This window comes from Pseudomonas sp. AC532, from assembly GCF_979258965.1.
In genome coordinates this window covers 1513163-1539534 of record NZ_OZ409888.1, presented here as the reverse complement: position 1 = coordinate 1539534, position 26372 = coordinate 1513163, and the positions used below count along the sequence as shown (strand labels likewise).

Genomic DNA, 26372 nt, shown 5'->3' with positions numbered 1-26372 from the left:
GCCCCGCAATCAGACCGTTAACCTGTGGGAGCGTCGACCTCGGCGCGTTGCGATAGCCGTCATCCTGGAAGATTCAGGGTGCGGCCACAAATCGCCGCGAGGTCGCGACTCCTACAAAAGCGTGCCTGTTCGTAGCGCGTAACCCGCCGGGCAATGCCATGCTCACTGGTCAGTTGTCGCGCGCACCGCCGAACGAGGCGCAGCCGCGCATCAGTTTGCCATTGAGGCGCAACTCGGCGCTGAGGTGTTGCACCGCACCACTCATCTCGTTGACGCAGCGCTGCGGGGCGATCCACAGCTCGACGCGCTGGCCGTTGGCTTCGCTGGTCAGGTTCAGGCGGCCTTCCGGCAGCTGCTCTTCCATATAGGGCAGTGCCAGTGGCTCGCTGTCCGGGCTGCTGAGCACCATCCCCTGATTGCTCACGGTCACGCTCCAGAACGGCTCCTGGCCGCTGGCGTGCAGCACCGTGCGTTTGAAGTCGGGGTCGTCGCAGCCGTTGCCCTCCGGCTGCAGGCGGTACACGCGGCTCAGTTCGAAGCCGCCGTCGGCGCCGCTGACCGGGGTCGAACCCATGCGCCCACGCAGATCCGCGAACAGTACCGAGTGGCCGTCGCCGAGCAGCTCGCTGCTGTCCCGGGCGATGCCGGTATTGCCCTCGCTGACGGCGAACCGTCGCGGGTCGCTGCACGGCGAGAACCACAGCTGGCCGGCTTCGCGCCTCAGCTCGCCCTGCAGGCGGGTCTGCGCCTGTTCCGGCTCCGCGGGTTTGCCCGTGTACACCGCGCAACTGGCGAACAGCGGCAACAGGGTGAACACTATGAGTTTGCGGCTGATGTGCATGGGGCTCTCCGTTTGGCGAGCGGCCACGTTACCGAGGCGGCAGGGCAATCTCAAGGGACGTTACCGATGATCCACTGCAAGCGTGTTTACGAATCCGCGCAGGAGGGCGACGGCTACCGCGTGCTGGTCGATCGCCTGTGGCCACGCGGCTGTCGCAAGGAGGCCGTGCTCCATGACGAATGGCTGCGTGAGGTCGCGCCGTCAGAGGCGTTGCGCCGCCGCTTCGGGCACCAGGCCGAGGCTTACGCTACCTTTCGCGACGCCTACCGCCGCGAACTGGCTGCGCATCCGGAATATTGGCAAGGCCTGCTGGCGCGCGCTGCGGCCGGCAACCTGACCTTGCTCTACGCCGCTCGGGACACCGAGCACAACAACGCCAGGGTGCTGCAGGATTTTCTCGAAGACGAGCTGGAGCGGCGCGGGGCCAGCAGCTCACCGGTCTGTTACGCAACTGAGCTCTGAGCGTCAACGGGGCTCGGTGCCCACCGGGCGCATGAAGCTGCGCTCGTAGCTGAGGATGCAACGGTTCTGCTGGGCGTAGGCGAAGGCGGCCAGGCATTCCTCATCCTGCATGGAGCGCTCGCGGTAGTCCTCGTAAGCGGCCAGGCTGGGGAAGCTGAACAGGGCCAGGGCCACGTTGTTGGCACCTTCCGACGGCAGAAAGTAGCCATGGTGCTGACCGCCGAACTTCTCCACCAGCGGGATCCACAGCTTGGCGTAGTGCTCGAATTCGGCGAGTTGGTAGGGGTCGATGATGTAGCGCAGGTAGCAGGTGATCATGGCGGTCTCCTTGACGGGCGAGCAGCATAGCTCAGCCCGTTTCCGCTCAACAGTCAGCCTCAGCCAAAGGCCCGCGCCAGCAGCCGCAGGCCTTCGCTGCCTCTACGCAGGGCGCCGTCCTTAGCAAACACGGCGAGATGGATCAGCAAGCCGTTTGGCAGCAGCAGAAAACCGGCCAGCCAGGGATTGAAGGCGATGCCGATCAATGCATACAGCGACAACCCGAGCACCACGGTGAAAATCAGGAAGAAGGCGCGGCGCACGCCCGTGAAGCTTCTGCGTTCGAGATCGATCGGAGTGCTCTTCATCTGCAAACGCCGCTCAGACGGCCAGCAGCCGCTCCAGCAGCCACGCCGCTGCAGGGCCCAGCGGACGCTCTCGCGACCAGACCACGTCAACCGGAACCTGCTTGGGCCAGCCATTGATAGCCAGTTCCTGGAGGCGCCCATCGCCGTGTCCCAGCACCAACTGTCGGGGTAGCGCCGCCCAGCCAAACCCCAGGGTGGCCATTTCCAGCAACAGCAGGTAGTCCGGCGCCGACCAGCAGCGTCCGCCGCTACCTGGCAGGTCGTCCAGCTCGGCGCCCTGGTCGGCCACGGTGCTCAGGCGCAACACGCGCCAGTGGACGAGATCTTCGGTAGTGACGCGTGGCAACTGGGCGAGCGGATGCCCCTTGGCCACGAACAGGCCGAAGTCCGCGCAGTCCGCCAGGCTGGCGTGGGCCAGCTCCGGCGGGTAGCTGGCCTGGGCCGCCAGCAGACCCAGGTGGCCGCGGCCCTGACCGACCAGGTCGAGCACATCGGCGTGCTCGGCGAAAAAGCATTCGAACTCCAGGTCCGGGTAGCGCTGATCCAGCTCCACCAGGCGCGCCTGGTATTGGCTGGCCTGGTAGGCGTCCGACAGTATCAGGGTCAGCTTGGGTTCCAGGCCGGCGGCAAGTTGCCCTGCCTGGCGCAGCAACCGATCAGAGGCCGCCAGCACGTCCTGCACACGGCTCAGCAGGCTGCTGCCTGCCTCGGTGAGCGTCAGCTGGCGCGCGCCACGCACGAACAGGCTGACATTGAGGTCGATTTCCAGGCGGGAAATTGCCTCGCTGACTGTCGACTGGCTTTTGCCGAGCCGCCTGGCGGCGGCGCTGAACGAGCCGGTGGCCGCCGCCTGAGCGAATGCATGCAGTGATTCGGGTGATAGGTTCATATCGGTTTTGCCGATGGCTGGCAACTTTGCTCTGGCTGTTTTTCCGATGAGGATAGCGTCATCGTCGTTACCTTGCGAGTTACCGGAATGAGTCAGCCCAATCATCTTGCCCGCCGCACCTTCAAGGAGCGCGTGCTGCACGCGACCCTGTTCGAAGTCATCGCCGTGGTGGTGTGCGCGCCGCTGCTGGCCTGGGTCATGGGCAAATCCCTGGCGCACATGGGCGCCCTTACGCTGATGTTTTCGGCCATCGCCATGCTCTGGAACATGATCTTCAACGTCCTGTTCGACGCAGCCCAGCGCCGCATGGGGTTCGAGCGCGGTCTGTGGGCGCGGATCAGTCATGCCTTGCTGTTCGAAGCCGGGCTGATACTGGTGCTGGTGCCCCTGGCGGCCTGGTGGCTGTCGATCAGCCTGCTGGCAGCATTCTTTCTGGATATCGGCCTGATTCTGTTCTTCCTGCCTTACACCCTGGGCTACAACTGGGCCTACGACAGCCTGCGCGAGCGCTACTTCAACCGCCGCCAGGCCCGCCAACTGGCCTGCCGCTAACCGCGGGGCACGCGCCTGGTCGGCAAGGGCAGCCTGTCGGCCAGGCGCGCTGTGGCTTGTGATCGACTGCCGGCAACCCCTAAGCTTCGCGGTTTGCAGCTTCTCGAAGGCAAGGCCATGGCCACTCAAAGCATCCTCGTCCCACGGATTTCCACCTTCCCTGGCCACGAGCGCAAGGCGCAGCAGATTCTCCGCTGGCTCGCCAAGCGCGATATCGTCGAGGCGCTGCCTACCACCTGCGGGCGCAGCGGCATGGCCTATGCCATCGCACCGGGGGCGAGCAGGGTGGTCGAGTTCGCCGAGCGGCTGCCGTTCGGCCAGCCCATCAACGGCCTGGAGGTCATCTACCGGCGCTGCATCTACACGCCCCTTGAGGATTTTCTCGAAGAAGCGGGTTGCCCCGAGTGCCGCCGGGAAGTCGGTGAGGCGCTGTTCGAGAGCCTGGACGAATGGATGCCCGGCGACACCGACAACTTCACCTGCCCCGAATGCCGGCACGAAGATGACATCAACGGTTTTCTGTTTCTGCAGCCCTGCGGCTTTTCCAACCTGGGGTTCATCTTCAACGGCTGGGCCGATGCGCGCTTCACGCCGGCCTTCGTCGAAGAGTTTGCTGAACGGCTGGGTTACCCGGTGGCGCTGGTGCAGGCCTGAGGCGAGGCGGACGCAGCGCCGTGCCGCGGCGTGATGATCAGCCGGTGGTGTGGCGCTGCGGGGGAAAGGGGAGCTCTTCCTTGAGCCTGAGATAGATCAGGCTACATGAATCCGCTTCGGTTCCCCGGTCGTTGAGAATCAATGATAATAATTGCCAAACGGTCGATCCCTATTCTTTACATTGAGTGACAGGGGCGGACTCGGTATAATGGCGCGCTTCCGATTTTCCCGCCTGGGAGCCCCCGCCATGCTGCGTATCAGTCAAGAAGCCCTTACCTTCGACGACGTTCTTCTTATTCCCGGTTTTTCCGACGTTCTGCCGAAGGACGTGAGCCTCAAGACTCGCCTTACCCGTGGCATCGAGCTGAATATCCCGCTGCTTTCCGCCGCCATGGATACCGTGACCGAAGCCCGCCTGGCCATCGCCATGGCGCAGGAAGGCGGCATCGGCATCATCCACAAGAACATGACCATCGAGCAGCAGGCTGCCGAAGTGCGCAAGGTCAAGAAGTTCGAAGCAGGTGTAGTCAAGGACCCGATCACCATCGAGGCCGACGCCACCGTGCGTGACCTGTTCGAACTGACCCGCCAGAACAACATCTCCGGTGTACCGGTGCTGAGCAACGGTGACCTGGTCGGTATCGTCACCTCCCGTGACGTGCGCTTCGAGAACCGTCTGGACGCCACCGTGCGTGAAGTGATGACGCCCAAAGAGCGTCTCGTCACGGTCAAGGAAGGTGCCGCCAAGGAAGTCGTCCGTGAGCTGCTGCACAAGCACCGCATCGAGAAAGTCTTGATCGTCGACGACGCCTTCACCCTCAAGGGCATGATGACCGTCAAGGACATCGAAAAAGCCAAGGCCTACCCGCTGGCCAGCAAGGACGACCAGGGTCGTCTGCGCGTGGGCGCAGCCGTCGGTACCGGCGCCGATACCGGTGACCGCGTTGCCGCACTGGCCAACGCGGGCGTCGACGTGATCATCGTGGACACCGCTCACGGCCACTCCAAGGGCGTGATCGAGCGCGTGCGCTGGGTCAAGCAGAACTTCCCGGACATCCAGGTGATCGGTGGCAACATCGCCACTGGCGCCGCCGCACTGGCGCTGGCCGAAGCGGGCGCCGATGCGGTCAAGGTCGGTATCGGCCCTGGCTCGATCTGCACCACCCGTATCGTCGCTGGCGTTGGCGTGCCGCAGATTTCCGCCGTCGCCAACGTCGCCGCCGCCCTGGAAGGCTCCGGCATTCCGCTGATCGCCGATGGCGGCATCCGTTTCTCTGGTGACCTGTCCAAGGCCATCGTTGCCGGTGCTTCCTGCGTGATGATCGGCTCCATGCTCGCCGGTACCGAAGAAGCGCCGGGCGAGATCGAGCTGTTCCAGGGCCGCTCCTACAAGGCCTACCGTGGCATGGGTTCGCTGGGCGCCATGTCCCAGGCACAGGGTTCCTCGGATCGCTACTTCCAGGATTCCGCGGCCGGTGCCGAGAAGCTGGTGCCGGAAGGCATCGAAGGCCGCGTCGCCTACAAGGGCGCCATGGGCTCCATCGTTCATCAGCTGATGGGCGGCCTGCGTGCCTCCATGGGCTACACCGGTTGCGCGACCATCGAAGAAATGCGCACCAAGCCCGAGTTCGTGCGTATCACCGGTGCCGGCATGGCCGAATCTCACGTCCACGACGTGCAGATCACCAAGGAAGCGCCGAACTACCGCGTAGGTTGATGCGCCGGTAATACCTGTAAGCGGGGCTGTTATCGACAGCCCCGCGTTGTTTCTGCTTTCCACTGACGAGAACTAGTCATGGCCCTCGACATCCACGCTCACCGCATCCTGATCCTCGATTTCGGTTCCCAGTACACCCAGCTGATCGCCCGCCGCGTGCGCGAAATCGGCGTGTACTGCGAGCTGCACCCGTTCGACATGGACGATGAGGCAATTCGCGAATTCGCTCCGCGCGGCGTCATCCTCGCCGGTGGCCCGGAGTCGGTACACGAAGCCAACAGCCCGCGCTGCCCCCAGGCGGTATTCGACCTCGGCGTGCCGGTGTTCGGCATCTGCTACGGCATGCAGACCATGGCCGAGCAGCTCGGTGGCCGCGTAGCCGGTTCCGACCTGCGCGAATTCGGTTACGCCCGTGTCGATGTAGTCGGCAAGAGCCGCATCCTTGATGGCATCGAAGACCATGTCGATGCCGACGGTGTATTCGGTCTCGACGTGTGGATGAGCCATGGCGACAAGGTCACCGAAATTCCGGCTGGCTTCCACGTGCTGGCCAGCACGCCGAGCTGCCCGATCGCTGGCATGTTCGACGACGACCGCAACTACTATGGCGTGCAGTTCCACCCGGAAGTGACCCACACCAAGCAGGGCGAGCGCATCCTGTCGCGCTTCATTCTCGACATCTGCGGCTGCGAAGCCCTGTGGACGCCATCGAAGATCGCCGAAGACGCCATCGCCCAGGTGCGCGCCCAGGTGGGCGATGCCAATGTGCTGCTCGGCCTGTCCGGTGGCGTGGACTCCTCGGTGGTTGCGGCGCTGCTGCACAAGGCCATCGGTGATCAGCTGACCTGCGTCTTCGTCGACAACGGCCTGCTGCGCCTGCACGAAGGCGAGCAGGTGATGGCCATGTTCGCCGAGAACATGGGCGTCAAGGTGATCCGCGCCAACGCCGAAGCGCAGTTCCTCGACAACCTGGCCGGCGAAGCCGACCCGGAGAAGAAGCGCAAGATCATCGGCCGCACCTTCATCGACGTGTTCGATGCCCAGGCCAGCCAGCTCGACAACATTCAGTTCCTGGCGCAAGGCACCATCTACCCGGACGTGATCGAGTCCGCGGGCGCCAAGAGCGGCAAGGCCCACGTGATCAAGTCGCACCACAACGTCGGCGGCCTGCCCGAGGAAATGAACCTCAAGCTGGTCGAGCCATTGCGCGAACTGTTCAAGGACGAAGTCCGCCGCCTCGGCCTCGAGCTGGGTCTGCCGTACGACATGGTCTACCGCCACCCATTCCCGGGCCCGGGCCTGGGCGTGCGCATTCTCGGTGAAGTGAAGAAGGAATACGCCGACCTGCTGCGTCGCGCCGACCACATCTTCATCGAAGAACTGCGCAAGGCCGACTGGTACCACAAGGTCAGCCAGGCGTTCGTGGTGTTCCAGCCGGTTAAATCGGTTGGCGTGGTTGGTGACGGCCGCCGTTACGCCTGGGTCGTGGCCCTGCGCGCGGTGGAAACCATCGACTTCATGACCGCCCGCTGGGCACACCTGCCGTACGAGCTGCTGGAAACCGTCAGCGGTCGTATCATCAACGAAATCGACGGCATCTCCCGCGTCACCTACGACGTGTCGAGCAAGCCGCCAGCGACTATTGAGTGGGAATGATCCCGCGTCCGGCGCAAGCCAGCAGTAGCGAATTAAGTGCTTCCAAGCCCGCGTAACAGCGGGCTTTTTTCATTTCAGCCTTGTGAAACCATGTGCTCGGTGGGTGCGGTAGATGTCATGATCCCTGAAAAGGCGTTCGTCGATTGGATAGGAAAACAGGCATTGATATGCCTGCCTGAGCAAGTTGCGGGTTTAAAACGCAAGCGCCCCTCAGCTGCCGCATAGGCTGCGAACCACAGCAGCATGCGCGACTCTGGAGGTTGGTTGTGACCATCGTCACTCGGGTATGCGTAGCCAACGCTGGAATCCTTGCTCCCCACTTGCAGTTAACGGCGACCAGGCAAAATCCATCCTGGCGGGGGGCAGCACTTGAAAGTCGCTAGCCGGTTGACTGTCGTAGTCTTTCCACTCGAGCGTGATTGCCGGTATCAACGTGCATACGATCACTATGCCCTTCGCGCGGCTGTAGTCATTGCTTGCCCAGCGCGCCGCAGCCGCGCAGAGCAAGCTCTCGACATGAGGCGTATGCACTTCGGCAGCGAACGCTGAGCTCAGCAACCACCGACACAGGCTCACATGAAACGTCCAGTCTTGTGAGGGCTGGTTGCGATAGGCCCAGCTCATGAATCGCCGGAACACCTTCAACCCATCAGGCGGGTCCAGCTTCAAAAGCACGGGGCACAAGTCGAAGATCAGGTGCCAGTAAGGTAGCAATTTCGAGTCCAGCGTAATGAATGTCCTGGCGTTGCTCGGGTAGTCTGGAAATATCGCATCATTGGGTCGTTGCTTAGGTACAGGCATGATGCTGAGCCTCACTGCGTATGCGGCGGGTCACGTCTTCGCGCTGGCTGTCGCTGTGAAGCAGCGGACCGCCAGGAGAAATGCCGTACGCCAAGTAACGATGTACTGGGTGTTCATCAGGTAGGTTTGTCATTTTCGAGCCCGTATAAGGGTCCTCGTAAGCGTTCGCCGCATGAGCGAATGCCACGTAGCTAGCACTGCGTGGCACTTGTCGCTGCTGTTTAAAAGTCCAGCGTGAGCCCTGCATAAACCGCCCGGCCGTCGCCAGCAGCGTGTAGCGATTGCTGCACGCCGGCGCTGTCGTCATACCAGGCGTATTCGTAGTAACGGTCGGTGATGTTCTTGGCTTGAACATCGATGCTCAGGGTTGGCGTGACCTGATAACCCGCACCCAGGTTGAGCAGCACGTAATCGCCGAACTTCCCGGTGCTGTTGGTGCGCTCCAGGTAGTAGTCGCTCTGGCCATTGACCCAGGCGGACAGCTCGAGCTTTGGCGTCAGCTGATAGGTCGAGCCTGCTGCATACAGGTGATGGGGAACGTGATCCATCTCCTGCCCCTTGCTGGCCGGCAGGTTGGGGTTGGGCTCAAGGATCTCGGAGAACTGCCGCGAGTAGGACAGCCAGATGCTACTAGCGTCGGTGGGGTATAGATTGAGCTGCACGTCCCAGCCCTTGCGCAGGGTCTTGCCGACGTTCTCGGCATCGCCGACCGCGTCGTTGAGCTTGCGCTGCACTTCATCCGACGCCTTCTGCTCCCAGTAGGCGATACGGCCATCGATCCAGGCGGCTGGCTTGAACTTGATACCGGTTTCCCAGCCATCGTTGATCGAGGGTTTCAGGTCGTCGCTGAGGGTCGCGAGGCGATAAGCCGCCGAACCGACACCGACCTGATAGCTGCGGCCCCAGTTGGCATACAGGCTGGCTTGCTCCCAGGGCGAGTAGACGACGCTGATCTTTGGCTGTTTGATCAGGCCGTAATCGTTGACGTCGGCGTGTTCACCGCTCAAGCCGTTGACGTACCCGCCGTAGAGTTTGTCGACACGGTACGCGGGAATGATCTTCAGTGAGTCGGTGGGCTCGATCACCGCTTGTACGTAAGTGCCGTAAACATTCAGGTCGAATCGCTGCTCGCGAGTTTGCGCAACGCGGTTGCGCTGCTGCGTGCGGTAACGCAGGCTTTCGTTCTCCTGGCGCTGCACTTCGGCGCCACCCTCCAGAGCGAAGGCATGCAGATGCTCTACTTCTGGGCGCCAGGTCAGGCTGCTCAGCGCGCCGTATTGGGTTTCGTCGGCGTAGCGCTCCTGTTGCGACGAGGTTCGCCAGTACTGCGTCCAGCGGCGGTCTTCGAAGGTATTCACGTAGGCCTTGCTGGCCCAGCTCAAGGTGTCCGAGAGGTTGGCGTCCAGGTGCAGGCTGAGCTGGTTCATTTCCCGCTCACCGGTGTCGGTGGCGTTGTTGGCGTAGGATTGTCGCGGCCGGTCGCGAGAGTCGGCGCGGCTCAGGTAGCCGGCTTCGTCGGCATCGACGGTGTAGTGCCGGGCGATCAGACCGGCACGCCAGCCGTCATCGTCTGCGGTATAGAACCACTTGCCTGAGAAGCTCATGCGCTCGGCCGTTGCATGATCCCGATAGCCATCGCTGCCCTGATAGCTGAACGCGTAGTTCTGGCTCCAGTTGCCGTCTTCGATGCCTTTGACCAGTTGCAGCTCGCGGGTGTCGAAGCTGCCATGGCGCAGCCGCAGCTTGCCTTCGTTGCCGCCCTGGCGGGTGTTGATGCTGGCGTTGCCGGCAATGTTGTGCAGCCCGTAACGCGGGTCGTTGGTACCGCGCACCACTTCGATGCTGTCGATCTCCAGCGGGAAGACCATGTCGATGAAGGGCATATTGCCGTCGTTGGTATTGCTGGGGATGCCGTCGATCAGCAGTTTGACGGCATTGACCTCACCCTCGCCATTGAAACCGCGAAACGACAACTTGCCGGAGGTGGTGCCCTGATTGAACGGGGTCAGCATTACGCCCGGGACACGATTGAACAGCTCCCAGCTGTATTGCACCGGCTGCCTTGCGAGGATGTCGGCACCCAGCACATCGACCGAGCTGAGAATGTTGTGGCTGGCCAGCGGGCCGGCTTGCCCTGCAACGACGCTGACCGCGCCGAGGGTGACGACCGAATCGCCCGTTGTGCGGGTGTCGGCAACGGCCTGACTCAGCGGAGCAAGAGCAAATAGGCAAGACAGCAGCAGGGGCGGTGTCGAGCGGCAGGTGGATCGGGAGCGAATATCTACGGACATTATGTGCATCCTGTGGACACGATAGGCGTAAGCAGCACGCCTCGATGCGAGGCATGCAAGCCAAAGGGTCAAGCCAAATCGAAAAGAGCTGTCAGGCCGTTAGCCAGACAGTCAGCAGGAAGGCGGCGCCCGGGGAAGATGCGCCACACGGTCATGCAGTGCCGTGGTGTGGGGTGTTTGATGAGGGGGAGTGAATGGAGTGTTCAGTGCCGGCAGGGTTACCAGCCAGGCGGTACTCTTCAGCGACGCGACCCCACCGCCGAACGAGCACATCGGGCAGTCGATCTTGCTCAGCGGTTGTGGCAAGGCCTGGCCCGCCAGCCCCTTCATCTTTGTGACGGCCTGGTTGTCGAGGGAAAGGCAAAACCCGCCTTGCAATCCGCTGAGCGTCAAGCCGCTCAGCTGCCCGTGCGCCGTTGCGCAGGCGAAAAGGTTGAAGAGCACGCAGCCATAGAGCGCCCAGGCGGTGAATGCTCCAGGAGGGCGGCTCATCGGCATGCGTTGTTGCTCTGGGTGTCTGGTTTGGACAGCCACCGGTGCCACGGATGGAGATAGCGCTTCATGGTGGTCAGACGCGCAGAGTGGTAAGGCTGGTCTGCCTCAGGCAGCACGCGTCTCTACAAGCCTGCAGCTCTCTACCATCGGCAAGCGGATTGTGCTCTCGGGTAATTCGAACACGCGCAAGACTGCAGGCGCCACGCCGCTGCACCAGAGGGGTGTTTTGTTGATTCATGAACAGCAATTCCACACGAATGGGTACGCGCTGTTTCCGAGCAACGCCAAGGCGTAATGCTGCGGATCAGCCAGAAGGATTCACACTGCGTAGGAAGTGGTGGGTGGTGCGCGGGGGTTGAGAGAGGGCCAGCAGTCGCGGGGAGGGGGCTGCGCCAGGGTACGTGTGACTACCGGAGAAAGGCTGCCCTTGGGCATGTCGCGCAGATTCCAGTCAGCCATGTTGACGGCGACTGCAAGCGAAGAGGAGGAGCACAGCGGGCAGTTGAGTTGGGAGGCCGCATGTTGCGTCTGGTCGGAGCCGTCTGCCTCGAAGCCCTGGCCGCCACTCATTGAGCAGTAGCCGCCATCGAGGCCGCTAAGCGCCAGTCCGCTCATTTGACCGTGATGAATACCCCAGGCGAACAGACTGAACAGGACGCTGGCGTACAGCATCCATGCAACGAGTGTCCGTTCATTGCGCGAGATGTTCATGGGCGCGACTTTACCACTCGGGCGCGTGCACGCGCGGGCAGGAGGCGTGGTTAATTGCCGCACGTTGGCGGGGGTGCAGAGCGTACTCGGCAAGCCCGCAGCAACGTCGCTGCGTTAACGCCGCATGCGGTTCATGCAGCCCGTCATGGCCTTGATCTGAAATGCGCACGATGCTCCCTTGGCGTCACGCCGAATGCTTTGATGAACCGCCTGATCAACGTTGCTTCACTACCAAGGCCTGATTTGTAAGCTATTTCCTTGAGGGGGCTGTTGGAGGTGACAAGCAGGTGGCGGGCAGCATCCAGCCGAAGCAGCTCGACCATTTTGCTGGGGGTCTGCCCTGTATCCGCAGTGTATTTACGAAGAAAAGTACGCTCGGTCATGTGCATGAAATCGGCCAGTACCGGAACAGAGAGATCCAGGTTCAGGTTTGTACTTATCCAGGCGTGCAGGTCAGAAAACTGGCTGCTGCCGGACTGCAGTTTCAGGGATGAACTGAACTGATCCTGATCACCGGGGCGCTTGAGGAACATTACCAGGTGCCTTGCGACTTCAAGTGCTGCGGTGTGGCCCAGGTCCTGCTCGATAATGGAAAGAGCAAGATCGATCCCTGACGTCACGCCCGCTGACGTCCAGACGTTCCCATCATTGATGAAGATTGGCCCTCTCTTGACGATCACGTTGGGATAGCGTTTTTCCAGTTCTTCATAAGCCGACCAGTGAGTCGTTACTTTTCGGCCGCTCAATTTACCGCCCGCCGCTAATGCGAATATGCCGGTGCATACCGACACCAGGCGTTCTGCCTTGTCCGCATGAGCGACGAACCTGGAGAATTTCGATTCTTTGCAAAACGCCTGAATACCTGGCCCGCCAGGAATTATCAGCATGTTCGGTGCCGGCGTATCAGCGCTTAGCACGTTGGCACTCAGGGAAAGCCCCGTGAAAACCTCCGTATTGCTCTCCAGCGCGATGATGGATAACGAGTAGGGAGGGGTTGGCGATTTCGTGTAGTGGTTGGCCGCGATGAAAACATCGAGAGGCCCCGCCAAATCGAGAAGGCTGATCCCCGGATACGACATGATCTGTATCGACTTGCTGACCATTGAGACCCCTGCCGAGGGTGGCCGCCGAGTTTTCAGCGATTGGCGGAAACAAGAAGGTTTTTGTCATTTTCGCCAAATTAGCCTGATTTATGCTGGCTCCGCAATCCCGAAAAAGCCTCTTTCAGCTCATGAATTCGCGCCTGCTCGGCGCGGTATCGGGAATGCCAGGGCGACCACCGCAGCCGTTCCATAGGCACGTTCGCCTTCAAATGCCCTTTCTATGCGCGCCAAGCCTTAGGGGTTTCAGAATGTCACCGGTAATCAACGTAATAGAGTTCGAAGCGAAAAAGGGCGAAGACCTGCAGTTAGAGGTTCTCTTGCTTTTGAAATACATAAGGCAGGTCTCGGTCAGGTGTATGGGGTGCAGATTGCAACGAACTCAGGTCACCAATGGCTGGGTCATCGAGTTCGTCTGGTATGACGCAAACGCCATGCACGATCACCTGTCTTCAAAACCGCTTGAAGTGCTTGTCAATCTGCTGATTGCCAAATGTTCCAGGGTCTCGTTCGGGGACTTGGCCAGTGCAGCAGCATGAAACACCGCGCTTGCGGAAATTGAATGCCAACCACACTCGACGGTAAAAAAATGAATAGGTGGATGATTGTTGTCGCGGTCGTGTTGTTGTCAGCCTGTACCAACAGGCTACCGGCACCAGCGGCCTCGAACAGTGTAGTGATGCTCTCCAGTGACGCCACTTACACACTGGTGGCCAGCAAGTTGAATGGAGCGGCTGTGGAACATGGGCGTTACTTTTCCGTTGCGCCAGGGCCCAACCGCCTGGAAGTGCTTGTGGTTGGTGATTCAGGTAAAAACGACACGCTCAACAAATTTGTGCTGATCGATTACCACCGTTTCGCAAAGGCACGTAGTTACCAACTATCGCTCGTTGACAGGGGGGTGACCAAAGCCCTGCAATTGAGTGACGAGCATGGCGTGCTGTTGGCGGAACGTGCTTTTTGATGCATACCAACGGATAAGTTGTCTCGGTACCTTAACGCCTCACATCACGTTAGCTTTTCATATGACTCGAGCGCGGCTGCCTTTCCGCTTGCGGTCTACGGAATGTACCTCGACACGACCTCGGCACGCATACAGGGCTGAGTGCGCGCTGGCGTAACCTCACCGAGGAGACCTGCGCACGCTTCATTCATCAGCCCGACACCCAGCCACCGGGTGCTGCTCACGGAACCCCCGCATGCCAGGCATCGCCGGGGTCGCCATGCAGCTGCGGTCTCCTGATCAAACGCGGAATGATCCCGAATGGTCCGCCAGAAGGGCTGCCTGTGCGCCGTGAATTCTTGCGTGTTCGAGGTGCGGTAGCGGCCCGTCATGTGGCGATGGGGTGCCTGGTTTTTGCCCGCAGGTGCGTTTTGTCGGGTTGTGAGGAGAATTTCAGTTTTACATGTGAATGACTATCGTTGTGATAGTTATTTTCGAATACCATTGGTTGTACGATCTCCGCCGGGCCTTCACGACGACGGAAATGTCCATAACAATCAAGGATCTTGAGCATGACTCATTGCAAAACCGGGGCTATCACCACCACGATGTCCTGGCAGCGAACCGCTACGGCCGCCCTGTTCTGGGCTCCACTGGTAGCGGCTCCCCTCGGAGCGAACGCCCAGGAGGCGATCACTATCGGTGAGGATGAGACCTACCGCCTTGCGCCGATCATCGTCAATTCCCAGGCGGCTGCAAGCGATGACGCCAGTACGGTCGTCGCTCAGGAGCTGTGGGTGGGTGGCAAGGTCGCCACCAGCATCCTCAACACGCCTGCTTCCGTATCCGTCGTGACCCAGAAGGAAATGGAGCAGCGCAGCGCCAGTACTACCGAAGAGGTACTGCAGTACACCCCGGGCATCCTCACCGACTATTACGGCTCAGATGACCGTAATGATTACTTCAAGATCCGCGGTTTTCAGGCCACCACTTATCGTGATGGTCTGACCCTCAGTTCGATGCGTGGTGTGCGTGAAGACCCCTTCGCCTATGAGCGGGTCGAAGTGCTGCGCGGCGCCAACTCCACGCTGTTTGGCCCGGCTGATCCAGGTGGCTCGGTAAACTTCGTGAGCAAACAGCCTCGCTTCAACTCGTTTGGCCAAGGCTATGCCACCTACGGTTCCTTCGATCACAAGGAAGTCGGCATCGATGTGGGCGATGCGCTCAATGATAGTAAGACTCTGGCCGGCCGTTTGACCGCGAAGAAGCAAGACAGTGAACGCGAGTACGACCATTCGCAGGACGATAATCAGCTTTTGATGGGCGGCCTCACCTGGGCACCGACCGAATTTACTTCGGCGACCATTATTCTGGATCACCTGAAAACCGAAGGTTCGCCCAACAGCGGTGGTTATCCGTTGGACAGGGAATACGACCGCGATGAGTTCTTTGGAGAGCCCAGCTACAACTTCCACGATGTTGAGCGCACGAGCTTCAGCGGCAATATCACCCACGATTTCGACAATGGTTTCGTGCTTCGCAGTAACCTTCGCTATAGCGAGCTGACTGATGACTTCGGCTACGTGTACCTGAGCGATACCGCTGGACGTGTAGGCACCACCATCGACCGTGTGCAATTCGCGACGGACAGTGAGGCAGACCAGCTCAACGGCAACGTGATGCTTCAATACGATCACCGCTTCGAGAATATCGACAGCAGTTCGCTGGTTGGGATCGAATACCTCGACTCTTCGACCAAAACCAGTTCGATCTTCACACCTGCTTCCTCGATCGACATTGCCAACCCGGTGTTCACCGGAGTGGCACGCGGAGCCGCACCCTATACAGTTCGCGATGAAAACGCCAAAACCACTGCCGTCTTCCTCCAGCAGAACCTTTCTTTCTATGAGCGCTTCATCGTAACGGCCGGCGCGCGTAGGGATTTCATGGATCTGTCCAGCAAAGGATTCAACAACTTCAACGCCGTTCCAGAGTTTGACGATAACGACAACTTTTCCGAAACGTCTTACCGCGGTGCGTTGACCTATATCGTCTCCGACGAAGTGTCTACTTACGTCAGCATGGTCGAGTCGGTCGCTCCACCCGAGATTGGCACCACGCCGAAGCGCGGTAAGCAGTATGAAATCGGCGTGAAGTATGCCCCCATGAATATGAATGCGCTGTTCTCGGCGGCCGTCTATGACTTGACCCAGGATGACGTTACCTTCGCGGTTACCCTGCCGGACAACCGCATCGAGCAACAAACGATTGGTGAGACACGCACGCGCGGCCTGGATCTGGAAGCGAAGGCTGATATCACCGAAAACCTCAGCTTGGTCGGTGGCTATTCCTATATGGAGTCAGAGATCATTCGTGACATCGATCCCTCTCGCGAGGGCAACGAGTTCGATGTTGCGCCGAAGCATTCTGCGTCGCTGTGGAGTTATTACAGCTTCCCTGGCACGAAGATGAGCGCAGGCCTGGGGGCTCGTTATGTAGGCGCCTATTACTTCAACCTTGCCAATACCAGCAAAAGCGACGCCACCACCCTGTTCGATGCCGCCTTCAACTACAACATCACCAAAGGCACTGACCTGGCCATCAACGTCAGCAACCTGCTGGACGAGCAGCACGTGGTCGGCTCGGGTACTGCCCACTACTACAACCCTGGCCGCGAAGTGACGGCGAAAGTGAGTTACAACTGGTAATCCGGTAGAGCATTGCCCGAGCGGTACTTTCCTGCTCGGGCGATGCCCCGTGCATGCCGCAGGCTGCTTCGAGGCTCTGCATCGGCGGCGGGGACAGCTCATGAAAAAGGCGCGAATCGCTGGTCGATTCGCGCCTTTTTCTTTGTGCCTGGGTCGTGGCGATGGCACCGCTTGAGGGCGTCAACCAAACACGTGTGACGATATCAGCTTGGAGATTTCCACTATCGCGGTCTTGCCGGTGAATTCGAACTTCACGCTGCCGAGAGACGAGAAGTGGATTTCCAGTTCCGAGTCGAGATCGAAGGTGCCCGACGTCTCGATCGAATAGGCGACGATGTTCTTGTAGGGCAGGGAGGTGAAATCCTTCTTGCTGCCGGTCAGGCCCTTCACATTCACGGCGATGATGCGCTTGTTGGTGAACACCACACCGTCACGCATGGATTTGTAGGCTTCGACGACATACTCGTTTTCAACCAGCAGGGCGCTGACGCGCTGGGCGTATTCGTCGTTCTGCTTGAGTTTGAAATAGCCTTTGTTGTTGAAATCGATCATGCGCTGCGCTCTCCGTGAGGTTCAGGTCTTGCTGTGTAGAAGACGGCCATGGCGTGCTTTTGGCAAGCGGCAAACCAGGCAGGTCGGTTGGCGATCGTCTTCGCGCGTTGCGGCTATGCGCCGAGGCTGCGTTAACGGCTCCGCTCGACCAGGCCGAGGATGATGGCCTGCAATTCGTCCTGTGCCTGTTGCTCGCTGATGTCGCCTGCGACGGCTGCATCCGAGAGCGAGTCGGCAGCGCCGAGCATCGCCCACATGCCGGCGGGCGAAATATCGCCGCGCGCGCAGAAGGGCGCGAGAATGGCCGCGCATTTGTCGATGAACGCATGCTGGTACTGCTTCTTCACCGCCGCCAGCTCCGGGGAGCCGGTGAGGGCGGCCACCACATCGGAGATCTCCCGGCCCTGGGTGAGCACGCAGTTGACGTAGCTGGCGGCGATGACGCGGCTCTTGTCCTGCAGGTTTGCCGCTGTGGCGTGCACGGCGGCGTCGAAAATCGACGTCTGGCGCTCGTCGTAGTCCTGATAGAGCGCTGCCAACAGCCCGTTGCGGGTGCCGAAGTGGTCGTACACCACCGGCTTGGTCACGCCGGCCGCTTCGGCCAGCCTGCCCAGCGTCAGCGCATCCGTGCCGTCTTCACCGATCAGTTGCCAGGCCACTTCGAGAAGCTGACGCGTGCGTTCCTCGCGGGGCAGGCGGCGGCGTGGTGACAGGGGGGCTGCGAACTCATCGGGACTCCAGGCGATTCAGGATTGCTCGGCGCACAGCTTACGGCCAATCGCCAGTGCCGTCTCCAGATGGGCCTCCGGAAAGCCAGGGTCGGAGGCCAGCAGGTAATGGGAAGACACCACCGGAGCGCCGCAGTAATCGAATATGCCATGGTCGATCTGGGTCTTCATCGCCTCGCCATAGCCGTGGCGCGTGAAAGTGCCTGCGTCCGCTCCGCCCACGGCCACCAGGTGGACCTGCAGGCGTTGCAGTTTTTTCAGTACCTTGCCGTTCTCGGCATCCTCATAAGCCCAGCCGTTGGTGAACACCCGGTCGATCCAGCCCTTGAGCAGGGCAGGGAAAGACCACCAGTAAATCGGGTAGACCAACACCAGTGCATTGGCACGGTCGAGGCGTGCCTGTTCGGCGGCGATATCCGCTGGTGTGGAGGTGGTTCTTTGAAACAGGGCGATATCCGCTGCGTTGAAGCGCGGATCGAAGCCTTCGGCTGCAAGGTCGGCGATCTCCACCGAATGGCCGCTGTCGACGCTGGTCGCGCCGTAACCGATCTGCCTGGCGATCGCCTGGGTCAGGGAGTGTGTGTCGGGGTGTGCGACAACGATCAGGGTATGCATGAGAGGTTTCCGAGAAGTGAATTCCTACTATTAGTAACTTACCTTTGGTAGGTTGTCGAGTCCTGCACCGGTCACCTTTGAACGGTTTCCTCGCATTGCTTGAGAAGCAGCCGCAATTGGCCCGTATAATCGCTGGTAACTTTTTGTTTCAGAGGAAGCGGTCAATGTCGGCTAATCGAGTAACCGGTATGGCGCGCGCTGTTGGCGCGGGCATTCTGTCCACCCTGCTGTTTGCTGGCGGCGTGCAGGCCGACGACGCAGTGACCCTGACGCTCTACAACGGTCAGCACGAGGCCACCGGCAAGGCCGTGGCGGCAGCCTTCGAGAAGAAGACCGGCATCAAGGTGCTGATACGCAAGGGCGGCGGCGGCCAGTTGGCCAACCAGATCGCCGAAGAGGGCGAGCGTTCGCCGGCCGACATCATTTACACCGAAGAAGCCCCACCGCTGATCAAGCTCGGCAGCCAGGGCCTGCTGGCCAAGGTCGATGACGGCACCCTCAAGCAGATCGATGGCAAATTCTCGGACGATAACGGCAACTGGATCGGCATCACCTCGCGCGTGCGGGTGCTGGCCTACAACCCGGATCTGGTCAGCGAAGCCGAGCTGCCGAAAAGCGTGCTGGAAGTGGCCGACCCCGAGTGGACGGGCAAGATCGCCTTCGTGCCGAGCAGCGGCGAGTTTCTCGGCCAGACGGCAGCGGTCATCCGCCTCAATGGCCGCGAGGCGGCCGAGGAGTGGCTGACCGGCCTCAAGGCATTCGGCAGCACCTACACCAACAACGTGATTGCCATGAAGGCCGTGGAAAACGGTGAAGTGGGCGCCGCGCTGGTCAACAGCTACTACTGGACGGCCTTGAAGAAGGAGAAGGGCGAACTGACGTCCAAGCTGCATTACTTTGCCGATGGTGATGCAGGCGGCCTGTCGAGCGTGTCCGGAGCTGCGGTGGTCAAGGCGAGCAAGCACCCGAAGGAAGCCCAGCAGTTCATCGCCTTCATGGTCAGCGAGGAAGGGCAGCAGGCCATCCTGAGCAAATCCGCCGAATACCCGGTCAACCCCAAGGTGCAGGCCGATCCGTTGCTCAAACCGTATGACCAGCTCAAGCCACCGGCCATTACCGCCGCGCAGATCGGCCTGGCCGAAGATGCGCTGGAGCTGCAACGCGAAGTGGGTATGAACTGACCATGCAGCCCCAGGTGGTAACCCCTGAACTGCCACTGCCTCCGGTAGCCGCCAGCGCCCGGCGGCGCAAGGCGCCGCCGATCTGGTTGCAGGTTCCGGTGCTGGCGCTGCTGCTGCTCGCCGCCCTGCCGCTGTTCTTCGTGGTGGTGCGTGCCACGCAGGTGGGCCCGCATGAAGCCTTTGCGCTGCTCTGGCGGCCCTTCGTATTCGGCCTGCTGGCCAACACCCTGAAACTGATGGTGCTGGTGACTCTGGGCTGCGCACTGCTTGGCCTGGCGCTGGCCTGGCTGGTGGAGCGCAGCGACCTGCGCTGGCGCCGGCACTGGAACGTGCTGCTGTGCCTGCCGTTCGCCATCCCGTCGTTCGTCAGCGGTTTTACCTGGGTGTCGCTCAGCCCGTTGTTCGAGGGCCTGGGCGGCACGGTGATGGTGATGATCCTGTCCAAGTACCCGTTGATCTACCTGCCGGTGGTGGCAGTGCTGCGCAACCTCGACCCCGCCCTCGAAGAGTCGGCGCGCATGCTCGGCTGCAGCCGTCGCCAGGTGTTCCGGCGGGTGACGCTGCCGCTGCTGCGCCCGGTGCTGATGGCCACCAGCCTGCTGGTCGCCGTGCACATGCTGGTCGAGTTCGGCGCGCCGTCGATCATGCGTTACCAGACCTTCACCACCGCCATCTATCAGCAGTTCGAGCTGGAGTTCAGCGGCAGCAACGCCGCAATGCTGTCTGCCCTGCTGCTGGGGCTGTGCATGCTGCTGTTGTGGGGCGAGTTCCGCCTGCGCGGGCGCGGTTATGCGCGCACCGGCCAGGGCGTGGCGCGCAGTGCGGCGCGGGTGCGGCTGGGCGGCTGGAGCATCCTGGCGCAGGCAGTGCTGGCGGCTTTGGTGGCAGCCGGCTGCGGTGTGCCGCTGGTGATGCTGGGGTTCTGGATCGTCGAGGGCAGCTCGGCCAGCTTTCCGGTCGCCGAAATCGCTCGAACGCTGTGGTCCTCGCTGACCTATTCCTTCGGCGGCGCCTTGCTCAGCTGCTTGTTGGCGCTGCCGGTGTGCCTGGTCGTGGTGCGCTACTCCGGGCGCATGGCAACCCTGGCGGATCGCCTGCCGTACCTGCTGCACGCCCTGCCGGGCCTGGTGATCGCCCTGTCGCTGGTGTTCTTCGCCCTCGGCTACGTACCGGCGCTGTACCAGACCAGCATCCTCTTGCTGCTGGCCTATGCGCTGCTGTTCATGCCCATGGCCCAGGGGCCGATCCGCGTGGCGCTGGAGAAGGCCTCGCCGCAGCTGGAAGAGGCCGCACGTACCCTCGGCCACACGCCGATCGCAACCTTTCTACGGGTGACGCTGCCGATCATCTCGCCGGCCATCGGTGCCGGCTTCGTGCTGGTGTTTCTCGACAGCATGAAGGAACTGACGGCCACGCTGATTCTCGGTCCGACCGGTCTGGAAACCCTCGCCACCAAGGTCTGGTCGCACACCGGCAACCTGGAATATGCCGGCGCCGCGCCTTATGCCGCGCTGATCGTGCTGGTGTCGGGCTTGCCGGTGTATCTGCTGACCACGCGGGCTTATCGGCGATCGTAACGGGCGGGGCGCTGGCATCGGTTCGTGGGCCAATGCGTGATCGCGGTGGTGGATGAACGGCGGGTCGTCCACCCGACGCACCGTGCCAGATCTGGCAGGGGGACGATGCCTCGTCCACCTGGCGATCCACCCGGCGACGTCGTTCGCCGGCACATTACCGAGGCGCAGCCTTAACGGCCCAGCCCTCAGGGTGTATCGTTCGCAGCTTTCCAGCGCCCGCAGAGGCGCGGGCGATCAACCTGATTTAGCGTCACCGCAGTCCCGTTTCAGGAGCAGCTTCATGAGTTTCACCCGTAGGCAGGTATTGGGCGGTCTGGTCGGCCTTGGCGTCGTTGGCCTTGGCGCCGGCGGGGCGCGCTATTGGCTGGGGCGCCCGTTCGACCGCAAGACCCACGACTACGAGCTGATCGCTGCCGCCCATGACATCGAACTGGTGCCCGGCCATGTGACGCCCGCCTGGACCTTCGGTGGCCAGGCACCCGGGGTGGAGCTGCGCTGCCGCCAGGGCGACGAGCTGCGGGTGCGCTTCATCAATCACCTGCCCGAAGCGACCACCATCCACTGGCACGGCATCCGCCTGCCGCTGGAAATGGACGGCGTGCCCTATGTGTCCCAGGCGCCGGTGCTGCCCGGTGAGTTCTTCGACTACCGTTTCGTCACTCCGGATGCCGGCAGCTACTGGTACCACCCGCATGAGTCGAGCGCCCGACAACTGGGCCGCGGCCTGGTCGGCCCGTTGATCATCGAGGAGCGCGAGCCGACCGGCTTCAGGCACGAGCGTACCCTCTGCCTGAAGAGCTGGCACGTGGACGAAGAGGGTGCCTTCACCGCCTTCAGCGTACCTCGCGAGGCGGCACGTGAGGGCACCCGTGGGCGCTTGTCGACCATCAATGGTGTGTCGCTGCCGACCCTGGAACTGCCCGCCGGCCAGGTGGTACGCCTGCGCCTGATCAACGTCGACAGCACCATCACCTACCGGCTCAACCTGCCAAAGGGCGAGGCACGCATCTATGCGCTGGACGGCAACCCGGTCCAACCGCGCCCGCTGGGCAAGGAGTACTGGCTGGGGCCGGGCATGCGCATCGACCTGGCGCTCAAAGTGCCGGCAGTCGGCGCGGATGAGCTGTCGCTGCGCAACGGGCCGCTGCGCCTGGCCACCATAAAGGCGCGGGCCAGTGCTGAACCCACCGCCGACTGGCCGCCAGCCCTGCCGCCGAACCCGGTGGCCGAGCCGGACCTGGCGCAGGCCGAAACGCTGCGCTTCAACTTCGAATGGGCGGCCTCCCTGGCATCGCCTGCCGACGAAGCCGCCGGGCGCTACAAGTACTGGCAGATCAACGGCCAGGCCTGGGACATCAACGACAAGACCTGCGCCGACCGCCCCATCGCCAGCCTGAAGAAGGATGGCCACTATATCTTCGTGCTGCGCAACATGGCCCAGTACCAGCATCCGATCCACCTGCATGGGCTGATTTTCAAGGTGCTCGATTCCAACCGTCGCAAGATCGAGCCGTACTACACCGACACCTTCCTGCTCGGCAAGAACGAGACCGCGCGCATCGCCTTTGTGGCCGATAACCCCGGCGTATGGATGTTCCATTGCCACGTCATCGACCACATGGAAACCGGTCTGATGGCCGCCATCGAGATCGCCTGAAGTGAGTGCGCCTGATTTGAGAGCTCAACGTTGAGAGCCCCGCTGATCATCGACCGCAGCCACGACGAGCGCTTCATGCGCGAGGCGCTGGAGCTGGCCGCCGAAGGCGCTGCCCGTGGTGAAGTGCCGGTCGGCGCCGTGCTGGTGCAGGGCGGCGAGGTGATCGGTCGCGGTTTCAACTGCCCGATCTCCACCAGCGACCCCAGCGCCCACGCCGAAATGGTCGCCATCCGCGCCGCCGCTCAGGCAGTCGACAACTATCGCCTGCCGGGCAGCACCCTGTACGTGACCCTGGAGCCCTGCGCCATGTGCGCAGGGCTCATCGTTCACTCGCGCGTACAGCGCGTGGTATTCGGCGCCAGCGAACCCCGCGCTGGCATGGCGATAAGCCGCGGCCAGTTCTTCGATCAGGGGTTTCTCAACCACCGTGTGCTGGTCGAGGGCGGGGTGCTGGCGGAGGCGTGCGGGGCGGTATTGAAGGCATTCTTCAAGGCGCGGCGAGGGTAATGCCGGCTCACAAAGGGCGCCATAGGTCCAGGGCGGCAATCGACGCGTACTACCTGGGTGATCAGCCTCGGCAGCGATTGTTAGCCGTTATGCAGCGGTGCTGTATATGATCGCTCATCTTTCAGTCTGGTGAATGCTCATGCGCGATTCTGCGAAGCGGCTCTTGTTGCTGTCCCTCTTCCTGGCCTTTTGCGTGTTCCAGCCAGTGCGCCTGATGGCACAGCCGGCAGCCTTCGATGAGTACAGCGAACTCGCCGCGGTGGTCGAGTCTGCCAACAAGGGCAATATCGACGCCCAGTACGAACTGGGCAACCGTTACTACATGGGCAAGGGTTTGAAGCAGAGCTTCGAGCAGTCCGCGCAGTGGTACACCAAGGCGGCCGAACAGGGGCATTCGGGTGCCGCCGTGTGGCTCGGGCGCCAGTACGAGTTTGGCTGGGGCGTGGAAAAGCGCCCGGACCTGTCGTTCAAGTGGACGCTCAAGGCCGCCGAACAAGGCAACGAAACAGCAGCAACTGCCGTAGCAGCCAAGTACGCCATCGGGGAGGGCGTGGCGAAAGATCCCCAGCAGTCTTTCAACTGGACCAAGAAGCTCGCCGAAAAAGGCGTTCCGGGGGCGCAGAAGCTGATGGGGATCATCTACGACGGTGGCAGGATTGTCCCCCGCGATTATCAGCAGGCGGCGTATTGGTACCGGGCTGCTGCGAACCAGACCAAAGATCCTGACGAGGCGCGCAGTGCGCAGCAGTATCTGGATTCGCTGCTCAGCAGGATGGAAAAGGACAAGTAATGCCAGCGCCCTGCCATTTCAGGCAGGTGCCGTGCTGGCCGCTCAGCTTTTCAGGAGTAGAGCAGGTGACCATGGGAAGGTTGGCTGCTTCTCGGGGGCTGTTCGCCTCCAGTGGATAGGCGGCTTTATTACTCCAGCCACCGTCACGTTACTGCCGCGTTGCGCACGTTCACTGAGATTATGAAAAGTCATTTCCAGGGGCGGTTACTGTGCGCACACGCTTATCGGGCCTGTTCGGCGGGCTACGTGATTTGCCGATCTCTGACACCTAGCCGCTCTACCAACCTGACGAGATAGCCGTCAGGGTCTTGGACGAGAAATTCGCGTTGCCCCACCTCTGATTCATCGGCCCGGTACCAGACGTCTTCGCAAGCGCGGAACAGAGCATGCCCGGCCTGTTGGAGTTTCTCGATGATGGGTTGCACGGCGCGAACATCGATTTGCAAATTAAGACCGCGGCCCAAGGGCGGTTGCAGCGGGCCGGTAATCCACTGTCCGGCATGTGGGTCGATCTGCTCCAGCATGATCTGGGCCCCGTCCCTATCCAGGTACGCGAAGCCTTCATCATTACGCTGATAGGCAACCGTGAACCCCAGGCACGCCACCCAGAATTTCAGGCTTCTATCTAGGTCCATCACCATCAATTCGGGAACCAGTCTGCTTCTGTTCAGCATGAGCTGGCTTCCGTCGATGGCGAGTGGCTAAGGCTGTCTCGGATGGATAGCGCTCTAGGAAAAGGGTCGGTAAGACGGCCGCACTCAGAGCGGCGCCTTTTCCTGCTGCTCGGGGTGATCCTTGGAGACTGCCGGCACGTGCAGGCCGCTTTCGGCGACCTGGCTGCCTTCGAGCTGCGGCTGGGTCACCCAGGTGAGGATGTCGTAGTAGCGGCGGATGTTGCGCACGAAATGCACCGGCTCGCCGCCGCGGGCGTAGCCGTAACGGGTTTTGCTGTACCACTGTTTCTGCGACAGACGCGGCAGGATCTTCTGCACGTCGAGCCACTTGTTGGGGTCCAGCCCCTCGGCTTCGGTCAATTTGCGCGCGTCTTCCAGGTGGCCGCCGCCCACGTTGTAGGAAGCCAGGGCGAACCAGGTGCGGTCTGGCTCCTGAATGCTGTCCGGCAGCTGTTCCTTGACGTGCACCAGGTACTTGGCGCCGCCCTGGATGCTCTGCTGCGGGTTGAGACGGTCGGATACGCCCATGGCCTGGGCGGTGCGCAGGGTCAGCATCATCAAGCCCCGCACGCCGGTCTTGGAGGTCGCGCCGGGCTGCCAGAGCGACTCCTGATAGCCCACCGCCGCCAGCATTCGCCAGTCCAGGCCATGTTCCTGGGCGGCCTTGCGAAAGTGCTTCTCGTAGCGCGGCAGGCGCTGCTGCAGGTGCTGGGCAAAGGTGTAGGCGCCCACGTAGCCGAGTACGTCGACGTGCCCGTAGTAGCGCTCCTTGAGGCGCTGCAGGCTGCCGTTGTCCTGGGAGCGGCGCAGGAAGCCGTCGACCTGTTCGAGCAGGCTGGTGTCTTCACCTGGTGCCACGGCCCAGCCCAGGTTGCGCGAGTCGCCAAGGTCGAAACCGACGCGCACGTTGGGGAAATACACCTGGTTCATGGCCAGTTCGTTGGAGTCGACCAGGGTGAGGTCGATCTGCCCTTCATCGACCATGCGCAACAGGTCGACCACCTCGACATCGGCCGACTCTTCGTACTGCAGTTCCGGCACTTCGATCTTCAACGCCGCCAGTTGCTCGGCATGGCTGCTGCCCTTGAGTACCAGGATGCGTTTGCCGACCAGGTCCGCAGGGCGGCTCGGGCGGCGCTGGCCGTTGCGGTAGACGATCTGCGGCGTGACTTCCAGGTAGGGTACCGAGAACCGCGCACTCTGCTGGCGGCCCTGGCTTTCCACCAGGCCGGCCGCAGCCAGCACCGGGCCGTTAGGCTGGCCAAGGCGGGCGAACAGGTCATCGAGGTTGTCGGCAGTCTGGATCTCCAGCTTGACGTCCAGGTCGTCGGCGAAGCGCTTGACCAGCTCGTACTCGAAGCCGGTTTCGCCGTTGCGGTCCTGGAAATAAGTGGCCGGGCTGTTGCGGGTTATCACGCGCAGCACGCCTTCCTCCTTGATCCGCTCAAGGCTGCTGGGAGGTTCCGCGCAGCCGCCGAGCATCAGGAGTAATCCGATCGCCGAGAGCCAACCGGCGTAGCGCTTGCCAATCAGGTAAGAGGAGGGCATCGGGGCAGTATACGCCAACGCCGTGCCGTTCCATATCTGGACAGTGCAGCGGCGCTCTGCTAGGCAAACGCACTTTATTTGCCGCCCATGCGAGGCG

27 protein-coding genes are annotated in these 26372 nt (G+C 61.8%); 13 read left to right on the top strand and 14 right to left on the bottom strand.

Translation table 11 applies throughout. The features are described from left to right. Nucleotides 1-169: 169 nt before the first annotated feature. Complete coding sequence (locus ACZ0AV_RS07360) at nt 170-841, bottom strand: COG3650 family protein (RefSeq protein WP_499150431.1); 672 nt, start codon at nt 839-841, stop codon at nt 170-172. Between the two features lie 66 nt (nt 842-907). Here ACZ0AV_RS07360 and ACZ0AV_RS07355 point away from each other — a divergent pair, with 66 nt between their 5' ends. After that, the gene (locus ACZ0AV_RS07355; RefSeq protein ID WP_499150430.1) at nt 908-1303 is read left to right on the top strand and encodes a DUF488 domain-containing protein; all 396 of its coding nucleotides are present in this window, start codon (nt 908-910) and stop codon (nt 1301-1303) included. A 3-nt stretch (nt 1304-1306) separates the two neighbouring features. Here ACZ0AV_RS07355 and ACZ0AV_RS07350 read toward each other — a convergent pair whose 3' ends face one another. Genes ACZ0AV_RS07350 through ACZ0AV_RS07340 form a run of 3 tightly spaced genes read right to left on the bottom strand, consistent with a single transcriptional unit; the run spans nt 1307 to nt 2818 of the window. Next, complete coding sequence (locus ACZ0AV_RS07350; RefSeq protein ID WP_499150429.1) at nt 1307-1621, bottom strand: NIPSNAP family protein; 315 nt, start codon at nt 1619-1621, stop codon at nt 1307-1309. A 59-nt stretch (nt 1622-1680) separates the two neighbouring features. After that, nucleotides 1681-1929 (bottom strand): hypothetical protein, encoded by a 249-nt coding sequence (locus ACZ0AV_RS07345; RefSeq protein WP_499150428.1) that lies wholly within the window; start codon nt 1927-1929, stop codon nt 1681-1683. Nucleotides 1930-1942: 13 nt separating this feature from the next. Further along, nucleotides 1943-2818 (bottom strand): LysR family transcriptional regulator, encoded by an 876-nt coding sequence (locus ACZ0AV_RS07340; protein ID WP_499150427.1) that lies wholly within the window; start codon nt 2816-2818, stop codon nt 1943-1945. An 87-nt stretch (nt 2819-2905) separates the two neighbouring features. Here ACZ0AV_RS07340 and ACZ0AV_RS07335 point away from each other — a divergent pair, with 87 nt between their 5' ends. The 4 genes from ACZ0AV_RS07335 (at nt 2906) to guaA (ending at nt 7397) form a co-directional block, all read left to right on the top strand. Beyond that, nucleotides 2906-3370 (top strand): multidrug/biocide efflux PACE transporter, encoded by a 465-nt coding sequence (locus ACZ0AV_RS07335; protein ID WP_499150426.1) that lies wholly within the window; start codon nt 2906-2908, stop codon nt 3368-3370. A 117-nt stretch (nt 3371-3487) separates the two neighbouring features. Next, nucleotides 3488-4024: a sugar ABC transporter ATPase gene (locus tag ACZ0AV_RS07330; RefSeq protein ID WP_499150425.1), complete on the top strand. Its 537-nt coding sequence runs from the start codon at nt 3488-3490 to the stop codon at nt 4022-4024. 247 nt (nt 4025-4271) lie between these two features. After that, entirely contained in the window at nt 4272-5741 is a 1470-nt protein-coding gene (gene guaB / locus ACZ0AV_RS07325) for an IMP dehydrogenase (RefSeq protein WP_499150424.1), read from the top strand. A 78-nt stretch (nt 5742-5819) separates the two neighbouring features. Next, entirely contained in the window at nt 5820-7397 is a 1578-nt protein-coding gene (gene guaA / locus ACZ0AV_RS07320; protein ID WP_499150423.1) for a glutamine-hydrolyzing GMP synthase, read from the top strand. 276 nt (nt 7398-7673) lie between these two features. Here guaA and ACZ0AV_RS07315 read toward each other — a convergent pair whose 3' ends face one another. The 5 genes from ACZ0AV_RS07315 to ACZ0AV_RS07295 form a co-directional block, all read right to left on the bottom strand. Then, nucleotides 7674-8198, bottom strand: coding sequence for a putative natural product biosynthesis protein (locus ACZ0AV_RS07315; protein ID WP_499150422.1), 525 nt, complete (start codon nt 8196-8198; stop codon nt 7674-7676). 221 nt (nt 8199-8419) lie between these two features. After that, nucleotides 8420-10498: a TonB-dependent receptor gene (locus ACZ0AV_RS07310; RefSeq protein WP_499150421.1), complete on the bottom strand. Its 2079-nt coding sequence runs from the start codon at nt 10496-10498 to the stop codon at nt 8420-8422. Between the two features lie 102 nt (nt 10499-10600). Then, on the bottom strand, nt 10601-10987 hold the full coding sequence (locus ACZ0AV_RS07305) for a DUF2946 family protein (protein ID WP_499150420.1): 387 nt from the start codon (nt 10985-10987) through the stop codon (nt 10601-10603). A 315-nt stretch (nt 10988-11302) separates the two neighbouring features. Next, nucleotides 11303-11695, bottom strand: a complete 393-nt coding sequence (locus ACZ0AV_RS07300) for a DUF2946 domain-containing protein (protein WP_499150419.1) — start codon at nt 11693-11695, stop codon at nt 11303-11305. Nucleotides 11696-11838: 143 nt separating this feature from the next. Next, on the bottom strand, nt 11839-12798 hold the full coding sequence (locus tag ACZ0AV_RS07295; RefSeq protein WP_499150418.1) for a GlxA family transcriptional regulator: 960 nt from the start codon (nt 12796-12798) through the stop codon (nt 11839-11841). A gap of 248 nt (nt 12799-13046) precedes the next feature. Between ACZ0AV_RS07295 and ACZ0AV_RS07290 the strand changes: the two genes are divergently transcribed. The 3 genes from ACZ0AV_RS07290 (at nt 13047) to ACZ0AV_RS07280 (ending at nt 16446) form a co-directional block, all read left to right on the top strand. Next, complete coding sequence (locus tag ACZ0AV_RS07290) at nt 13047-13334, top strand: hypothetical protein (RefSeq protein ID WP_499150417.1); 288 nt, start codon at nt 13047-13049, stop codon at nt 13332-13334. A 23-nt stretch (nt 13335-13357) separates the two neighbouring features. Beyond that, the gene (locus tag ACZ0AV_RS07285) at nt 13358-13759 is read left to right on the top strand and encodes a PA0061/PA0062 family lipoprotein (RefSeq protein WP_499150416.1); all 402 of its coding nucleotides are present in this window, start codon (nt 13358-13360) and stop codon (nt 13757-13759) included. A 551-nt stretch (nt 13760-14310) separates the two neighbouring features. Beyond that, nucleotides 14311-16446, top strand: a complete 2136-nt coding sequence (locus tag ACZ0AV_RS07280) for a TonB-dependent siderophore receptor (RefSeq protein ID WP_499150415.1) — start codon at nt 14311-14313, stop codon at nt 16444-16446. Between the two features lie 180 nt (nt 16447-16626). Here the strand turns inward: ACZ0AV_RS07280 and ACZ0AV_RS07275 are convergent, their stop codons facing one another. From ACZ0AV_RS07275 to ACZ0AV_RS07265, 3 genes are all read right to left on the bottom strand, one after another. After that, nucleotides 16627-16998, bottom strand: coding sequence for a PH domain-containing protein (locus tag ACZ0AV_RS07275; protein ID WP_499150414.1), 372 nt, complete (start codon nt 16996-16998; stop codon nt 16627-16629). A gap of 131 nt (nt 16999-17129) precedes the next feature. Then, nucleotides 17130-17744: a TetR/AcrR family transcriptional regulator gene (locus ACZ0AV_RS07270; protein WP_499153319.1), complete on the bottom strand. Its 615-nt coding sequence runs from the start codon at nt 17742-17744 to the stop codon at nt 17130-17132. After that, the gene (locus ACZ0AV_RS07265; RefSeq protein WP_499150413.1) at nt 17745-18341 is read right to left on the bottom strand and encodes an NAD(P)H-dependent oxidoreductase; all 597 of its coding nucleotides are present in this window, start codon (nt 18339-18341) and stop codon (nt 17745-17747) included. Between the two features lie 188 nt (nt 18342-18529). Here ACZ0AV_RS07265 and ACZ0AV_RS07260 point away from each other — a divergent pair, with 188 nt between their 5' ends. From ACZ0AV_RS07260 to ACZ0AV_RS07240, 5 genes are all read left to right on the top strand, one after another. Then, entirely contained in the window at nt 18530-19522 is a 993-nt protein-coding gene (locus tag ACZ0AV_RS07260) for an extracellular solute-binding protein (RefSeq protein WP_499153318.1), read from the top strand. Between the two features lie 2 nt (nt 19523-19524). Then, entirely contained in the window at nt 19525-21099 is a 1575-nt protein-coding gene (locus tag ACZ0AV_RS07255) for an ABC transporter permease (protein WP_499150412.1), read from the top strand. Between the two features lie 280 nt (nt 21100-21379). Beyond that, the gene (locus ACZ0AV_RS07250; RefSeq protein ID WP_499150411.1) at nt 21380-22756 is read left to right on the top strand and encodes a multicopper oxidase family protein; all 1377 of its coding nucleotides are present in this window, start codon (nt 21380-21382) and stop codon (nt 22754-22756) included. A gap of 30 nt (nt 22757-22786) precedes the next feature. Beyond that, nucleotides 22787-23263, top strand: coding sequence for a tRNA adenosine(34) deaminase TadA (tadA, locus tag ACZ0AV_RS07245; RefSeq protein ID WP_499150410.1), 477 nt, complete (start codon nt 22787-22789; stop codon nt 23261-23263). Between the two features lie 139 nt (nt 23264-23402). Continuing rightward, nucleotides 23403-24053 (top strand): tetratricopeptide repeat protein, encoded by a 651-nt coding sequence (locus ACZ0AV_RS07240; protein ID WP_499150409.1) that lies wholly within the window; start codon nt 23403-23405, stop codon nt 24051-24053. Between the two features lie 242 nt (nt 24054-24295). Here ACZ0AV_RS07240 and ACZ0AV_RS07235 read toward each other — a convergent pair whose 3' ends face one another. Both ACZ0AV_RS07235 and mltF read right to left on the bottom strand, forming a co-directional pair. After that, nucleotides 24296-24727 (bottom strand): bleomycin resistance protein, encoded by a 432-nt coding sequence (locus tag ACZ0AV_RS07235; RefSeq protein ID WP_499150408.1) that lies wholly within the window; start codon nt 24725-24727, stop codon nt 24296-24298. 84 nt (nt 24728-24811) lie between these two features. Then, nucleotides 24812-26275 carry a membrane-bound lytic murein transglycosylase MltF gene (gene mltF / locus ACZ0AV_RS07230; protein ID WP_499150407.1) on the bottom strand — a complete coding sequence of 488 codons (1464 nt, stop codon included), beginning with the start codon at nt 26273-26275 and terminating at the stop codon, nt 24812-24814. Nucleotides 26276-26372: the final 97 nt, after the last annotated feature.

Excerpts from the sequence above, each read along its gene's own strand:
- ACZ0AV_RS07360 (WP_499150431.1), bottom strand. The coding sequence starts at position 841 with ATGCACATCAGCCGCAAACTCATAGTGTTCACCCTGTTGCCGCTGTTC.
- ACZ0AV_RS07355 (WP_499150430.1), top strand. The coding sequence starts at position 908 with ATGATCCACTGCAAGCGTGTTTACGAATCCGCGCAGGAGGGCGACGGC.
- ACZ0AV_RS07350 (WP_499150429.1), bottom strand. The coding sequence starts at position 1,621 with ATGATCACCTGCTACCTGCGCTACATCATCGACCCCTACCAACTCGCC.
- ACZ0AV_RS07345 (WP_499150428.1), bottom strand. The coding sequence starts at position 1,929 with ATGAAGAGCACTCCGATCGATCTCGAACGCAGAAGCTTCACGGGCGTG.
- ACZ0AV_RS07340 (WP_499150427.1), bottom strand. The coding sequence starts at position 2,818 with ATGAACCTATCACCCGAATCACTGCATGCATTCGCTCAGGCGGCGGCC.
- ACZ0AV_RS07335 (WP_499150426.1), top strand. The coding sequence starts at position 2,906 with ATGAGTCAGCCCAATCATCTTGCCCGCCGCACCTTCAAGGAGCGCGTG.
- ACZ0AV_RS07330 (WP_499150425.1), top strand. The coding sequence starts at position 3,488 with ATGGCCACTCAAAGCATCCTCGTCCCACGGATTTCCACCTTCCCTGGC.
- guaB (WP_499150424.1), top strand. The coding sequence starts at position 4,272 with ATGCTGCGTATCAGTCAAGAAGCCCTTACCTTCGACGACGTTCTTCTT.
- guaA (WP_499150423.1), top strand. The coding sequence starts at position 5,820 with ATGGCCCTCGACATCCACGCTCACCGCATCCTGATCCTCGATTTCGGT.
- ACZ0AV_RS07315 (WP_499150422.1), bottom strand. The coding sequence starts at position 8,198 with ATGCCTGTACCTAAGCAACGACCCAATGATGCGATATTTCCAGACTAC.
- ACZ0AV_RS07310 (WP_499150421.1), bottom strand. The coding sequence starts at position 10,498 with ATGCACATAATGTCCGTAGATATTCGCTCCCGATCCACCTGCCGCTCG.
- ACZ0AV_RS07305 (WP_499150420.1), bottom strand. The coding sequence starts at position 10,987 with ATGCCGATGAGCCGCCCTCCTGGAGCATTCACCGCCTGGGCGCTCTAT.
- ACZ0AV_RS07300 (WP_499150419.1), bottom strand. The coding sequence starts at position 11,695 with ATGAACATCTCGCGCAATGAACGGACACTCGTTGCATGGATGCTGTAC.
- ACZ0AV_RS07295 (WP_499150418.1), bottom strand. The coding sequence starts at position 12,798 with ATGGTCAGCAAGTCGATACAGATCATGTCGTATCCGGGGATCAGCCTT.
- ACZ0AV_RS07290 (WP_499150417.1), top strand. The coding sequence starts at position 13,047 with ATGTCACCGGTAATCAACGTAATAGAGTTCGAAGCGAAAAAGGGCGAA.
- ACZ0AV_RS07285 (WP_499150416.1), top strand. The coding sequence starts at position 13,358 with ATGCCAACCACACTCGACGGTAAAAAAATGAATAGGTGGATGATTGTT.
- ACZ0AV_RS07280 (WP_499150415.1), top strand. The coding sequence starts at position 14,311 with ATGACTCATTGCAAAACCGGGGCTATCACCACCACGATGTCCTGGCAG.
- ACZ0AV_RS07275 (WP_499150414.1), bottom strand. The coding sequence starts at position 16,998 with ATGATCGATTTCAACAACAAAGGCTATTTCAAACTCAAGCAGAACGAC.
- ACZ0AV_RS07265 (WP_499150413.1), bottom strand. The coding sequence starts at position 18,341 with ATGCATACCCTGATCGTTGTCGCACACCCCGACACACACTCCCTGACC.
- ACZ0AV_RS07260 (WP_499153318.1), top strand. The coding sequence starts at position 18,530 with ATGGCGCGCGCTGTTGGCGCGGGCATTCTGTCCACCCTGCTGTTTGCT.
- ACZ0AV_RS07255 (WP_499150412.1), top strand. The coding sequence starts at position 19,525 with ATGCAGCCCCAGGTGGTAACCCCTGAACTGCCACTGCCTCCGGTAGCC.
- ACZ0AV_RS07250 (WP_499150411.1), top strand. The coding sequence starts at position 21,380 with ATGAGTTTCACCCGTAGGCAGGTATTGGGCGGTCTGGTCGGCCTTGGC.
- ACZ0AV_RS07240 (WP_499150409.1), top strand. The coding sequence starts at position 23,403 with ATGCGCGATTCTGCGAAGCGGCTCTTGTTGCTGTCCCTCTTCCTGGCC.
- ACZ0AV_RS07235 (WP_499150408.1), bottom strand. The coding sequence starts at position 24,727 with ATGCTGAACAGAAGCAGACTGGTTCCCGAATTGATGGTGATGGACCTA.
- mltF (WP_499150407.1), bottom strand. The coding sequence starts at position 26,275 with ATGCCCTCCTCTTACCTGATTGGCAAGCGCTACGCCGGTTGGCTCTCG.